Raw genomic sequence first — 13,969 nt, forward strand, 5'->3', positions numbered from 1 at the left:
ACTATCAGTCAATAAAATTCGCCAATACCCGTAAAGGATACTGGCGAATAGCTAATAGTGAAATATTAAATACTACACTGACAAATAAATTCGTTAACTCTAATAGATAATTCTTTCTCTAGCTTATTTTGATATGAATTCAATTATGAAAGTTTATAATAAATATAATCTTATTTATATTCATCAATTTCTGTAATAACCTTTACTGGTACTCCTTGTGTTGAAGTTGCTTTCATTCTATCCTTCTCTGTTTTAGCTTCTATGATAACTTCCATTGGCCCTTCTTCTAATTTACTTAAAAATTCTTTATATTTATCCCTTTCAAAATATAACTTCCAAGAATAAGGATATGTTCCTATTGTAACAGAAGCATATTTTTCATTAATATCATCGTCATAATTATAATTATAATAATCTGATATCTCAGCTTCTCCTGCTAAAACAAAAGCTTTTCCAACATTTTCATACATTTGATATTGTACATCAATACAATCTAAAATTTCAGGATTTTTTGCTATATAGTTATTTCTAATTTCCATTTCATTATTGGTATTTGTTTTAGCTTTATTATAAGTTTTTTTATCTATATCTATTACTTCGCTAGCAATTCCTATTCCAATACAATCTTTACCAGATATATCTGATAATTTTTCAGGATCTTCTAACTTAACTATACCATTAAAGCTTCCTAATTTTAAATTTTCATATATTTCTTTATTGTGTTCCCTATTTAGATAAACTTCTAACTGAATAATTTCCATATCTTCAGTACTATTTACTTTAGGGCAATATTCTGTCCTTATACCAACCTTAAAGTAATCTTTGTCTAGTTCTTCAAAATAATTATCGTATCCAGTATCTAATAAAATAAGCCCACCTACTAAGATTTCATTATTTTCTAAATTATTAAAATTAATATCTTTATCACCATAATATACTAATGTTAATGTTATATTGAAATAATAGATTCTGTAGAATATAATTAATATTTATATGGTAAGTTTTGGTATGGTGGTAGATATTATATCAATTTATTGGGGGTGAAACTTTGAAAAAGAAAGCTTTTAAAATAATAGGAGCAAGTATATTTATAGTATTTTTACTAGCAGTAGGGCTATTTATTTATATATATTTTACTCAGCCTATTGCTATTTTTGAAACTAAAGATGTGGAATATAGCGGTGAGCCAGATATTAATAAAATATTATCTAAAGAAGAAGTAAGTGAAGATATAGAAAATGTCATATATATTATAGAAAGTACTCATCCAATATTTTTAGAAGAAGTACCAGAAGAGTACTATAAAGAAAAAGAAAAGCTTTTAAGTATTAGTGAAGAAAGCATGAGCGTAGGGCAGTTACAAAATAACATATCCAGATATTTATCAGTGTTAGAAGATGGACATACTATGCTTTGGTGGCAGGAAAATCAATTTTTAAATATTGATTGGAAATATGTTAATGGAAAGCTAATGCTTTTAGAAAATAGTGAGTTAACAGGTAATAGAGTAACTAAAATAGGAGATGTGAATATAGAGGATATAATAGAAATTATTGAAGCAACCTTTCCAGCTGAAAACTATATTGCAGAAGCTAAAAATATAGAGAAGTACTTAAAGTCAAAATTGGTATTGGAGCAAGCTGCAGTACAAGATTACGAATTTATTAATATTACTGTTGAAAGCAATGGAGAAGAAAAAAAGTTACAAGTTGAATTTAATAATGGAAATAATAAAACTAAAGATTATAGCATATACAGTAAAAAAATAGATGATAACATTGCATATATACGATTAGGAATTTGTGAAGTAAATAGTTCTTTAGAAAAAGTTATAGATGATATAAATAATTATTTAGATAGTGAAATTGATAACTTTATAATTGATGTAGAGGACAATCCAGGGGGGAATTCAACGGCATGTACTATAATATTAGAAGCACTAAAAATAACTCCGGGAAATTATGGTAGTACAATAAGATTTTCTAAATTAGCTCAAGAGCAAAGGGGATATTTAAGAAGTTCAGGAAGTGTAGATTTTAAAAGTAATAACGATGCTGTAGCTAATGAGGATATTAATTTATATGTTATTGAAAATGAAAATACTTTTAGTTCAGCACAAATGCTAGCTGTGTGGGTAAGTGATGGGAATCTTGGAAGAATAGTAGGCAGACCAAGTAGTAATAAGCCTTCTAGTTTTGGAGATATTATTTGTTTTCAACTAGAGAACTCTAAGCTGAAAGGCTCTGTATCTCATAAAAAATGGATAAGACCAGATATAAATAAAGATAAAGAAGATATATTAGAACCAGATATTTATGTAGAGTATGGAGAAGATTCTGTAAAAACAATTATAGATGAAATAAATAGTAAATAAGATTACTATAATTTATAATAAACATATATTATACTTTATTTTTTGAAAAATGAGATTATATTGAAGAGATATAAGGAATACAAATAGCAGTACCACAGTAAAGGTAAAATACCTTTCCTGTGGTGCTTTTTTATTTTTTATTATATTCATAAAATAAAGTAAAGATTAAAAAAAAGGAGTGTTAGTGATGAAGATTGGAGTGATAATGGGTGGAATATCATCAGAAAGAGAAATAAGCCTAAAGTCAGGGGAGCAAGTTTTATTAAATTTAAATAGAGATAAATATGAAGATATAATTCCTATAATAATAGATTCTAAAAGTGAAGTAGTTGAAAAAGTAAAAGGAATAGACTTTGCATTTTTAGCTTTACATGGACAGTTTGGAGAAGATGGAACTATTCAAGGGTTACTTGAAACTATGGGAATACCTTATAGTGGTTGCAAGGTGCTACCAAGTGCTATATGTATGAATAAAGGCTTAACTAAGAGAATAGTAAAAACTGTAGGTATTAATACGGCAAAGTGGCTAATAGTAAAATCAGTTGAAGAAATAGATTATAAAAAAATAAGAGAATTACAATATCCTATATTCATTAAACCTAATAGCGGTGGTTCAAGTGTTGCTACATTTTTAGTTAGAAGTGAAGATGAAGTGGAAATGGCAGTAAGGGAAGGATTAAAGTACGACAATGAAATAATGATAGAAGAATATATAGATGGACAGGAAATAACTTCTTTTGTATTAAATGGAGAGGTTTTTCCTACTGTTATGATTAAGTCAAAAAATGGTGAATTTTTTGATTATGTTTCTAAGTATGAGGAAAATGGAGCAGAAGAGGAAGTAGTTTTGTTAGATGAAAAGTTACAAGAAAAAATTAATAATATCTCAAAAAAGGTTTGGGATATTTTGGGTTGCAATAGTTATGTACGAATTGATATGATAGTAAGTGATGGAGTACCATATTTACTAGAAGTAAATACACTTCCTGGAATGACAAAACAAAGTTTAATTCCTAAAAGTGCAAAGGTACGAGGATTAGAATTTAGTGAGTTATTAGATAAAATAATAGAATATTCATTAAATTAGGAGTTGTGAGATAATGATATTTTCTAAAATAGACTTTAATGATGAAGAACCGTTATATTTACAAATAGAAAATTATATAAAGAGTATGATTGACAGTAATCTTCTTGTATCAAATGGCAAGCTCCCTGCTACAAGGGAGCTTTCTAAACTACTTGGTGTAAGTAGAAATTCTGTAATAACTGCATATGAAAATCTTGAAGAGAAAGGTGTTTTATATACTGTAAAGGGAAGAGGAACCTTTGTATCGGAGATTAAGTCAATAAATGAAGATGGATGGAAGGTTTCTTGGAGCGAAAAAACCAATGATTATGGAAAGCTTGCAGAAAAATTAGATATTGTAAAAAGTGAAATTCCATGGGAAAAGAATTTAATATCTTTTAAAAGCATATCACCAGATGGTGAATTGTTTGATATGGAAGAGTTTAAAAAATCATTTTTAAATAGAATTTCAATAGAGGGACATAAGATTTTAAATTATGGATATGCAAAAGGTTATAAACCTCTTATTGAATATCTTTTAAAATATATGAATACAAAGGGGGTAGATACTGAAGGTAAAGATATTATAATTACTAATGGATTTACAGAGGGATTGGAGATGCTTCTTACTTCATATACAAATAAAGGAGATAAAATTATTTGTGAAAATCCAACTCATAATACAGCTATTAAGATTATGAAAGTTCATGGATTAGAAGTAGTAGGAGTTTCTATGACAGAAGAGGGAATAGATACTAATGAATTGGAAGAAAAGTTAAAAAGCAATGATATAAAGTTTGGGTATTTAATTCCTTCATATCATAATCCAACTGGAATTGTAATGAAGGGTGAAAGAAGATATTCTGTTTATAATTTATTTAAAAAGTATAATGTTCCTATAATTGAGGATGGCTTTAATGAAGAACTTTTATATAATAGTACCCATGTATCTCCAATAGCAGCTCTTGATAATGGAGGGAGTGGAGTTGTTTATATAGGAAGTTTCTCTAAGATACTATTTCCAGGTATACGAGTAGGATGGATTCTTGCAGATAAAAATGTTATAGACATATTAGAAAGTGTGAAGAGGTGTAAAAATATTCATACATCATTTTTAGATCAAGGAATACTTTATGAGTATTTACGTTCTGGAGCTTTTGAAAAGCAAATAAAAAAGGTTAGAAAAGTTTATAAGGAGAAATATGAGTTTGCTATAAAATGTATTAATAAATATATTAACCCAACATTTATATGGGGAGAAGGTGGACTGCATATTTATATTAGAATAGAAGGTGTAAATTCAAGACAACTTTTAGAGAAGTGTTATAAAAAGGGGGTTATATTTACACCAGGAGATATATTTTCAGTAGATGATAGTTGTAAAGAGAGTTTAAGATTGGGACTATCTAGATTATCTCTTAAAGAGATAGAAGAAGGTATTAAAATTATAGGTGAGGTAATTGAGGAATTAAAAAATAGTTAATTATTAAAAAGGGGCGTAGGTAATATGAAGTTAATAATTCATGATTTAAGTAATAAAGATTTTACTAGTATTTCAAAAAATATAGATAAGGATAATATTGTAATTTCTAAAGATAAAGAAATAAAAAAGTGTATAGGATGTTTTGGATGTTGGATAAAGACTCCGGGAGAATGTGTTATAAAAGATGATTATAATAAAATGGGTGAAAAAATAGCTAGTTGTGATGAGCTTGTAATAGTAAGCGAATGTAAATATGGTATGTATAGTCCCTTCGTTAAAAATGTACTTGATCGTAGTATAGGTTATATACATCCATATTTTACAATAAGAAATAATGAAATCCACCATAAAAGCAGATATAAAAAACAAATAAATATGAGAGTGTATTTTTATGGTAATAATATTTCTGATGAAGAAAAAGAAATTGCTAAAGAATTAGTTAATGGGAATGGAATAAATTTCAATACTAAAGCTAGTGAAACTATATTTGTAAAAGATATATTAGAAATAGGAGGCACTTTGTAATGAAAATAATGATGATAGATGGAAGTCCTAAGGTATCTAAAAGTAATTCAGAATATTTTCTAAGTGTATTAAGTAATTTCATTGAGGGCAAAGATATAGTTAAATATAGACTATCGAAAAAGTTAGATTATGAAAAGATAATAAGTAACATTAAGAATATAGATATATTAGTACTTGCTTTCCCTTTATATGTAGATTCATTACCTTCTCATGTTTTAGAATTTTTAAGTATATTAGAAGATAATTTTAAAGAAGAATTAAATGGTATTACTGTGTATGTTATTGCTAATTGTGGGTTTTATGAAGGTAATCAAAATAAAATAGCACTTAAGATAATGAGATGTTGGTGCAAAAAGATGAACTTAAAATGGGGTCAAGGAATAGGTATAGGGGCAGGAGAAATGATGGGTGGATTAAGTAATGTACCTATGGGAAAAGGACCTAATACAAGTTTAGGTTTAGCATTAGAAGATTTGGCTAGGAACATAAATGAAGGAAGTAGTGGAGAGGATATATTTACTATTCCAAGTATGTTTCCGAGATTTGCATTTAGGTTGGCAGCAAATAGATTTTGGATAAGTAAGGCTAGTAAAAATGGATTAAGGAAGAAAGATTTAAATAAATGCATTGTAAAATAGTAATTATATAGAAGATAGGTATAAGAGGTAAGAAAAATTTTTCTTACCTCTTAAAGTTTGTTTTGCAAAAGTATGCTAAATATGCTATTCTATTTAATTGTGAAATAAAACGTTAGGGGGAGATGATGGGATGAAAAATGATATGAAAAATGATATGACAAATGATATGATAAATGATATGATAAATGATATGACAAATGATATGACGAAAGGTAGTCCGATAAAATTAATTTTACTGTTTTCGATACCTTTATTAATAGGGAATATATTCCAGCAATTTTATAGTATGGTAGATACTATAATAGTTGGTAGATTTGTTGGTGTAGATGCATTGGCAGCAGTAGGATCAGCAGGATCTATAGTGTTTTTAGTTAATGGATTTGCCACAGGGTTAACTAGTGGATTTGCAGTTTTAGTATCACAAAGATTTGGAGCTAAGGATGAAAAAGGACTTCGTAAGGCTACAGCAAGTGCAATTACTTTAACTGTTATTTCAGTAATAATAGTTACAGCAATTGCTTTATTAGGAGCAATGCCATTATTAAAGTTAATGAATACACCGGAAAATATAATAGGTGATGCTTATGTATATGTAAAAATAATTTTTGCTGGTATAATAACAACAGTTGCATATAATTTAATTGCAAGTATATTAAGAGCACTAGGAGATAGTAAAACTCCTTTATACTTTTTAATAATATCTTCAGTATTAAATATTATTTTAGATTTAGTATTTATAATCAATTTTAATATGGGGGTTGCTGGTGCTGCATATGCAACAATTATATCTCAAGGGATATCAGCCATATTATGTTTAATATATACATATAAAAAGTTTACTGTTTTAAGACTTAATAGAGAAGATTTTAAGGTTAAGAAAAGATATTATAATAAGCATTTAAAAATAGGGATTCCAATGGCGCTTCAATTCTCAATAACATCTATAGGAATAATGACTGTTCAAGGTGCTTTAAATGTATTTGGATCTACAGTTATTGCTTCATATACAGCGGCATCAAAGGCATTACAACTTGTTATGCAACCAGCAATTACTTTTGGTGTTACTATGGCGACTTATTGTGGACAAAATCTTGGTGCTAAAGAGTATGGACGTATAAAAGAAGGCGTTAAAGAATGTACTAAAATTTCAATTATTACAAGTATTATTGCAGGAGCAGTTTTAATGTTCCTTGGGAAATATTTTGTTATGATGTTTATAAGTAACCCAGATGCTGAAATATTAAAATATGCACAACAAGTACTTGATATATCAGCTATATTCTTTATACCTTTAGGATTAATATTTATATATAGAAATGCACTTCAAGGGATAGGAGATTCATTTGTTCCAATGATGGCTGGAGCATATGAACTTATAGCAAGAGCTATAGTTGCATTTACTTTACCAAGGTATTTAGGTTTTATGGGCATATGTTTAGCTGATCCAGTAGCTTGGTTTGCAGCTGTAATTCCATTAGGAATCACTTATTTTAAAAGAATAAGAAGTTTATTAAAGCATGGAAATATTAAAGTTTAAAATTTAGTTAAAGGTGATATAAAATGATTTTAGATTGTTTTATATCATCTTTTTATTTTTTAGAGTAAAGAGAGGAGATATTGATAGTCTTTATAATAATGAGATTAGGTCAAGTAAATATTTACCTGAAATAGGAGAAGTTTTAGTAGAATATGAAGGTGTACTTGAAGGAGATAATTATGAAATAATATATTATGATTATACAAATACAGTAAGTATGTATAGTGAAAATAGTTTTAATGTTGATTTAAAATAAAATTGGTGTAAATTTGTAGCAATGTTTATAATTTTGACGTATTATGAAGTGTTAGATAAGTTATAAGGAGAAAAAAATTGAGTACATTAGGAGCAACAGATACTTTAAATGAGATTATAAATAACTTAGATGAAGATGATTTAAGAGAACTTTGTTCAAGTTATTGTGAGGATACGAATGATGTTAATGGGACAAATGAGTTTTTGGCATGTCAATTATTAAATTTACTGCAGTGTTATGGTAGTCAGTTTGTGAGATTGATATTGCTACTAATATTTTTATATGCTTGGAATAATCAAATGACAAACAATTATTTAATGAATTCAAATTGCCAATTAACAAATGCTATTAGTGATTTATTACAAGAGTGTATGGAGAATAATTGTAATAGTAGAAAGAAATAAAATCAAAAAAGAATAACAGAAATGTTATTCTTTTTTTGCTACTTGACAATACAAAGTAGTGTGGTAAAATTTATCTATAACTATTATGCAATGCAAAGTAGGTGAAAAAGTGGCAAATTCAACACAAATGCTAAAGGGATTATTAGAAGGATGTATATTAAAGATAGTATCTAATGGTGAGACTTATGGATATGAAGTTTGTGAAAAGCTTATAAATTATGGTTTTGAAGATGTAAGTGAAGGAAGTGTTTATCCAATTCTTATAAGGTTAGAAAAGAAAAAATTATTATATTCAATAATGAAAAAATCACCACTTGGTCCAATGAGAAAATATTATTATTTAACTGAAGAAGGAAAGTATGAATTAAATGAATTTATAAATACATGGAATATAGTAAAAAGAAATGTGAAAAATGTTTTGGAGGGATAATTATGGTAAGGGTATTGAAGTTAAGAAATATAAGGATCAAAGAACAGAAAAAATTAAACGAAAATAATCTTTTTTTATATAAATATATAACTACATATATAAAGGCTACTGATTTAACGATGTATGAAAAGGAAGAGATATTACATCAAATAATGGATATGCTTCTTGAAGCTCAATATGAAAATAAAGATAAGTCTTTTATTGTTGGTGATGATTATAAAAAATTTTGTAAAAGTATTATAGATGAATATATGGCAACTAAAAGTAAACTGTATATATTTTTAGATTATTTTCAAAGATATATTTTATGGATGACAATAGGGTTGGGGTTGGATGCTTTATATAATTTATTTTCAATAAATCAATTAAGTATAACTTTAAATGATATATTTACTTGGAATATGATCTCATTAGTCATTGTATTTGTTTCTAAATCAGTAAACAGGGAAGCTATAATAGTGCCTATAAGTGGAAAAAGTAAAATTAAAGTAAATGTTAATTTTAATAATAATAATAATAATAAATATATGATTTGCTTATTTGGTATTTTATCATTTGTACTTCAATTAGTTTCAAAATATTTATTTAATATTGATCCATATACGTACTCAATAATATTAAAGAGTAATATTGGTGCAATAACAACTGCTATATTGTGTATTTTAATTGGAGTTTCAATATATAAATACCAATATTGTAGGAGATATTAATAATGATATTTTCTAGGAAATCATTAAATCAGGAAAAAGTTATTATTGGGCAGAGATTGAAGTAATACTTAGGATAATTAATATATTAGATAATAAAGTAAAGCCAGGTGTTGTAAAGTCAAGAAATGCTATTAAGCTTTTAGAGTATGTTGGATAGCCTAAAGAGATTGTTGATGAGGCAATGTATTTAACAAAAGTACTAGAAGAATAATTTGTAATATTATTGTAATTTATACTTAAAATTTTGATTATATATTAGTAATAAATTAAAATTTTAAGTTTATAGTTAAAGTATAAAATATAAATTTTTAAGTTAAATTATAAGAGGTGAGAACTTGGCAAAACACGATTTTGGAATTATTGAAAGATTTGAAGATGATAAGTGGTATAGTGATTATGAACCAGAAAAGTATAATTGTATTTCTGTTAGTGATGAATTAATAGATGAAGTAATAATAGAGTATTTAGAGGAATTAGGACATTTAAAAACATACTTTCATGTAAAAAAGCATCCAGGATTAGGATTAGATTATTGTGGTACTACCATTATACCGCCAAGTTCATTAAAAGAATTTAAAAAAATTATTATGAGAGCTAATAAGCAATTTAAATCAAATGAGCTTGATAAGTTAATAAGGAAAATTAATATTGCAATAAAAGAAAACAAGCATGTAATTCACTATGGAATATAAGATTAAAAAAATAAAAAAAGATTAAGGTAAAAAACTTAACTAATGGTTAAGTTTTTTTGCTTTTATTTAAGTTTAGAATTGCATATTTGTTCGTTAAATATTTTTATACAACGGGTAGTGAGGAAATAGCAAAAGAAATGATAAAGGAAAGCTTAGCTTTAAATGAAGAAGTTGTACTTAAAGCTACTAATAATAAGCTAAGTGATAGAGAAAAAATAATGATATTCCTAGAGGTAATATCATTATTTTTCGTCATCACGGCATTCAAGCTTTAACGAACAATTTAGTTAAAAATTTCGTATGGAGTTATAATTAAGTAAATCATTAAATATCATTTCTGCTCCAGCTAAGTAATTATAGTCAGAGTTAGAATCTGAAGATTTAAGCAATGACCAAGTTGCATTATAAAACTTCACTACAAAAAGATAATCTAAAAGCTTTTGATAATATTCATTTTTAAATTCTCCAAAGTATAGAATTAATAACTGCTTTCGAGAATCTTCAGTAAAAAACCAAGATATAGTTGCTAAGTCAAAAAATACATCTCCCATGGAAGAGTATTCAAAATCTACAAAATATAAATTATCATTACTTAAAATAATATTTGAAGCATTTAAGTCATTATGGCAAAGTCCAATTAAAGGATTTTTATTAAGCTTAATTTCTAAGCTAGTTAAATACTTTAGAAGCATATCTATAGATTTTGGTAGAGGAAGATTTAAATTTTTACATATAGTTATTCTTTTTCTTATATGATTAAAAGGATTAAAATATTTTTCACATTTTAAACTATGAAAGTTTTTTAAAGAGTTAGAAAGTTTATGTAAAAATTTAGTTGAAGAAAAATCGGTTAAGGATGGAATAGCTCCATTAATCCAATTACTTACTATATTTCCAGTTTGAGTAGAAAAATAGTGTAGATGGGGAGCTATATTTACTTCTATAGCTTTATTTATTATTAATAACTCATTTTTTCTATCAGTATGTAGATAATTATGTGTACAAATCTTAACAAAATAATTACTGTTTTTATAAGAAACTTTATAGTTTTCACTACTAAGACCACCTATTCTTTTTATAGAAGAGAGGTTTGCGATATCCCACTTAAGTTCAGTTTTTAAAAATTTTATTAAAGTAGTGTTCATATTGTTCTCCTAGATGAAAAAATTGTTCAATATGTCATTGTTGACATTTAAACAAATAATAAAGTATTATAACAAAAAAAGAAGGTATTTTAAATGAATAATTGGGGTGAAATCATGGAAAATGAAAAAGCGGAATTAAAATATATCATTGATAATATAACTGGTTTAAATAAACAAGCTATGGAGGAGGCTAAAATAAGAGTTGACTCACTAGTAAAGCCTTTAGGTAGCTTAGGAAAATTAGAAGATATAGCAATAAAATTTGCTGGAATTACAGGTAAGATAAAAAATTCTATAAATAAAAAGTGTATTATTATAATGTCATCAGATAATGGTGTAGTAGAGGAAGGTGTCGCTTCAGCGCCTCAAAGTGTAACATTAGCACAAACAATTAATTTTTCAAGAGGATTAACAGGAGTAGCTGTACTTGCTAAGGAAAATAATTGTGATTTAAAGGTAGTGGATATTGGAGTAAATACCGATAAAAAAATACCTGGAGCTATAGATAGAAAAATAAGAAAAGGAACCTACAATATAATTAGAGGACAAGCCATGAGCTATGATGAGTGTATAAAGGCAATAAATATAGGAATAGAAATGGCAAGACAAGCTTCTGAGGAAGGATATAGTATATTAGGTGTTGGTGAAATGGGAATTGGAAATACGACAACAAGTAGTTCGGTTCTTGTAAGTTTAACTGGTTGTAGTATTGAAGAGGCTGTTGGAAAAGGGGCAGGAATAACTAAAGATGCATTTGAAAAGAAAAAATGGGTAGTATCAGAAGCTATTAGAATTAATGAACCCAATGATAATGATCCACTTGATGTAGTCGCTAAGGTTGGTGGATTCGACATAGCAGGAATGATTGGAGTATTTTTAGGAGCAGCTTACTATAAACTACCTGTAGTTATAGATGGATTTATCTCATCAGTTGCAGCATTAGCGGCAGTAAGAATAAATCCAGTAGTAAGGGAATATTTAATACCTTCACATTGCTCTAAAGAGATTGGTTATAATATTGCAATGAGAGAATTAAATTTAGAGCCTATGGTTAATTTAGATATGAGATTGGGGGAAGGTAGTGGTTGCCCAATAGCATTTTCTATAGTTGAATTTAGTTTAGCAATGATGAATAATATGGCTACTTTTGATGAAGCAGAAATAAATGATGACTATTTAGATGAAGTTAGAGGAGAAGAAAATTATATAGTTTAGGAGTTAATATGATTGCTTTAGTAGTTGGTGGAGCTAAAAGTGGAAAATCAATGTTTGCACAGGATTTGGCTAAATCATTAAATGAATCTTTTAAAATATATTTAGAAGAGGATTTAGAGGTAGATTTACATGAAAATCCAGAAATAAAAAATGGAAAATTATATTATGTGGCAACAATGAATCCATATGATTTAGAGGATTTAAAAAGAATAGAAAATCATTTAAAAGAAAGAGAAGGATATGGATTTAATACAATAGAAGAAACAATAGATATGAGTAAGGTTTCTAAATTAATACAAAAAAATGATACTGTTTTAATAGACAGTGTAACATCTCTTGTTACAAATTATATGTTTCAAGGAAAGGAATTTTTTAAAGAAGTTAGTGGTGATATCTTATTTGGAATATTAGAAGTTATTAATGAATCAGGTAATGTAGTTATAGTGTCAGATTATTTATTTAGTGATAGTATTCAATATGATTGTTATACTGAAAGCTTTAGAAAAGAAATAGGAATTATAAATAGAAAGCTAGCAGAACTTGCAGATACTGTAGTTGAATGTTCTTATGGAAATATAATTTATCACAAAGGTAAAGCCAGATAATGGGAGCGCCTCCGGGGTTAATCCAAATTTTGGATTAACCCCGGAGGCAGACCCATATATTGTAAGGAGGAAGAATGAAGAAATATTTTAAGGGATTTTTAATGGCAATAAGTATGTTTACTGTTATTCCACTACCTAGATATGAATGGGATGATGAGGGTGGAAAAAATATAATGAAATTTTATCCTGCAATAGGGTTAATTGTAGGACTTATTTGGTATGTTGTATTTAGAGTGTTAACTCTATTAGGAGCAAGTATAATGGTAATAACTGCAATTACTTTAATAACACCATTTATATTAACTGGTATGCTTCATTTAGATGGATATATGGACGTTTGTGATGCTCTATTATCTAGAAGAGATAAACAAGAAAAGTTAAGAATATTAAAGGATCCTCATACTGGAGCTTTTTCAGTTATATCTGTAGTAATGTTATTTGTAGTAAATTTTTCAGGTCTTTATACTGTAATAAGCAATAGTATCAACAATAACACTATTAATAATATTAATACTAGTGCTGTTGGATTGATTTTAATACCTATTATTTCAAGAAGCTTAATGGGATATTTATTATTATCAAAGGATTCTATGAAAGGAAGCTCTTTAGGAGCATTTTTTAAACAAGGAACAGGAAAAGTAGATAGATTTATATTATTAGCATGTTTGACAATATCAAGTATAATTGCAATATTTATTTTTGGAATATATGGAGTAATAATGAGTTTAGCAATGATTTTAGTAAGCACTTTTTTAGTTAATAGTGCAGCTAAAGAGTTTGATGGAATGTCAGGCGATAGTGCTGGATATGGACTTGTTATTGCAGAAACCATTGGGGTTTTAATTTTAAGTTTTATATGATTATTAAAGTTATATAAAATCAATAAGTA

Annotated in this window: 17 protein-coding genes; 15 read left to right on the forward strand and 2 right to left on the reverse strand. The window is 27.2% G+C overall.

Annotation, left to right across the window (positions count from 1 at the left end; genetic code table 11):
• Positions 1-170 precede the first annotated feature (170 nt).
• Positions 171-761: a hypothetical protein gene (locus I2E98_RS09520; RefSeq protein ID WP_195468683.1), complete on the reverse strand. Its 591-nt coding sequence runs from the start codon at positions 759-761 to the stop codon at positions 171-173.
• Positions 762-1,048: 287 nt separating this feature from the next.
• On the opposite strand from I2E98_RS09520, the gene I2E98_RS09525 reads away from it, so the two are divergent.
• The 12 genes from I2E98_RS09525 (at position 1,049) to I2E98_RS09580 (ending at position 10,390) form a co-directional block, all read left to right on the forward strand.
• Positions 1,049-2,374 (forward strand): S41 family peptidase, encoded by a 1,326-nt coding sequence (locus I2E98_RS09525; protein ID WP_195468684.1) that lies wholly within the window; start codon positions 1,049-1,051, stop codon positions 2,372-2,374.
• A gap of 187 nt (positions 2,375-2,561) precedes the next feature.
• Positions 2,562-3,461: a D-alanine--D-alanine ligase gene (locus I2E98_RS09530; protein WP_195468685.1), complete on the forward strand. Its 900-nt coding sequence runs from the start codon at positions 2,562-2,564 to the stop codon at positions 3,459-3,461.
• A 13-nt stretch (positions 3,462-3,474) separates the two neighbouring features.
• Positions 3,475-4,923 (forward strand): PLP-dependent aminotransferase family protein, encoded by a 1,449-nt coding sequence (locus tag I2E98_RS09535; RefSeq protein WP_195468686.1) that lies wholly within the window; start codon positions 3,475-3,477, stop codon positions 4,921-4,923.
• A 24-nt stretch (positions 4,924-4,947) separates the two neighbouring features.
• Positions 4,948-5,448, forward strand: coding sequence for an NAD(P)H-dependent oxidoreductase (locus tag I2E98_RS09540; RefSeq protein ID WP_195468687.1), 501 nt, complete (start codon positions 4,948-4,950; stop codon positions 5,446-5,448).
• On the forward strand, positions 5,448-6,086 hold the full coding sequence (locus I2E98_RS09545) for a hypothetical protein (protein ID WP_195468688.1): 639 nt from the start codon (positions 5,448-5,450) through the stop codon (positions 6,084-6,086). Before I2E98_RS09540 ends, I2E98_RS09545 begins: the two co-directional genes overlap by 1 nt.
• A gap of 190 nt (positions 6,087-6,276) precedes the next feature.
• Positions 6,277-7,623, forward strand: coding sequence for an MATE family efflux transporter (locus I2E98_RS09550; RefSeq protein WP_195468720.1), 1,347 nt, complete (start codon positions 6,277-6,279; stop codon positions 7,621-7,623).
• Between the two features lie 34 nt (positions 7,624-7,657).
• Positions 7,658-7,879: a hypothetical protein gene (locus I2E98_RS09555; protein WP_195468689.1), complete on the forward strand. Its 222-nt coding sequence runs from the start codon at positions 7,658-7,660 to the stop codon at positions 7,877-7,879.
• A gap of 77 nt (positions 7,880-7,956) precedes the next feature.
• Positions 7,957-8,283, forward strand: coding sequence for a hypothetical protein (locus I2E98_RS09560; RefSeq protein WP_195468690.1), 327 nt, complete (start codon positions 7,957-7,959; stop codon positions 8,281-8,283).
• Between the two features lie 109 nt (positions 8,284-8,392).
• A complete protein-coding gene (locus I2E98_RS09565; RefSeq protein WP_291656589.1) occupies positions 8,393-8,713 on the forward strand; it encodes a PadR family transcriptional regulator in 321 nt (106 codons plus the stop codon).
• 2 nt (positions 8,714-8,715) lie between these two features.
• The gene (locus I2E98_RS09570; protein WP_195468691.1) at positions 8,716-9,423 is read left to right on the forward strand and encodes a DUF1048 domain-containing protein; all 708 of its coding nucleotides are present in this window, start codon (positions 8,716-8,718) and stop codon (positions 9,421-9,423) included.
• 335 nt (positions 9,424-9,758) lie between these two features.
• A complete protein-coding gene (locus I2E98_RS09575) occupies positions 9,759-10,115 on the forward strand; it encodes a hypothetical protein (protein WP_195468692.1) in 357 nt (118 codons plus the stop codon).
• A gap of 56 nt (positions 10,116-10,171) precedes the next feature.
• Positions 10,172-10,390: a hypothetical protein gene (locus I2E98_RS09580; RefSeq protein ID WP_195468693.1), complete on the forward strand. Its 219-nt coding sequence runs from the start codon at positions 10,172-10,174 to the stop codon at positions 10,388-10,390.
• A 12-nt stretch (positions 10,391-10,402) separates the two neighbouring features.
• Here the strand turns inward: I2E98_RS09580 and I2E98_RS09585 are convergent, their stop codons facing one another.
• Positions 10,403-11,260, reverse strand: coding sequence for a choline kinase family protein (locus tag I2E98_RS09585; RefSeq protein ID WP_195468694.1), 858 nt, complete (start codon positions 11,258-11,260; stop codon positions 10,403-10,405).
• A gap of 114 nt (positions 11,261-11,374) precedes the next feature.
• Here I2E98_RS09585 and cobT point away from each other — a divergent pair, with 114 nt between their 5' ends.
• The 3 genes from cobT to I2E98_RS09600 all read left to right on the forward strand — a co-directional run bounded on the left by cobT (position 11,375) and on the right by I2E98_RS09600 (position 13,940).
• Positions 11,375-12,475 (forward strand): nicotinate-nucleotide--dimethylbenzimidazole phosphoribosyltransferase, encoded by a 1,101-nt coding sequence (gene cobT / locus I2E98_RS09590; protein ID WP_195468722.1) that lies wholly within the window; start codon positions 11,375-11,377, stop codon positions 12,473-12,475.
• A gap of 8 nt (positions 12,476-12,483) precedes the next feature.
• Complete coding sequence (locus I2E98_RS09595) at positions 12,484-13,080, forward strand: bifunctional adenosylcobinamide kinase/adenosylcobinamide-phosphate guanylyltransferase (RefSeq protein WP_195468695.1); 597 nt, start codon at positions 12,484-12,486, stop codon at positions 13,078-13,080.
• A 74-nt stretch (positions 13,081-13,154) separates the two neighbouring features.
• On the forward strand, positions 13,155-13,940 hold the full coding sequence (locus I2E98_RS09600) for an adenosylcobinamide-GDP ribazoletransferase (RefSeq protein WP_195468696.1): 786 nt from the start codon (positions 13,155-13,157) through the stop codon (positions 13,938-13,940).
• Positions 13,941-13,969 lie beyond the last annotated feature (29 nt).

Origin of the sequence: Clostridium sp. D43t1_170807_H7 (genome assembly GCF_015555905.1) — a bacterium.
In the GTDB taxonomy this organism is placed as follows: domain Bacteria; phylum Bacillota; class Clostridia; order Clostridiales; family Clostridiaceae; genus Clostridium.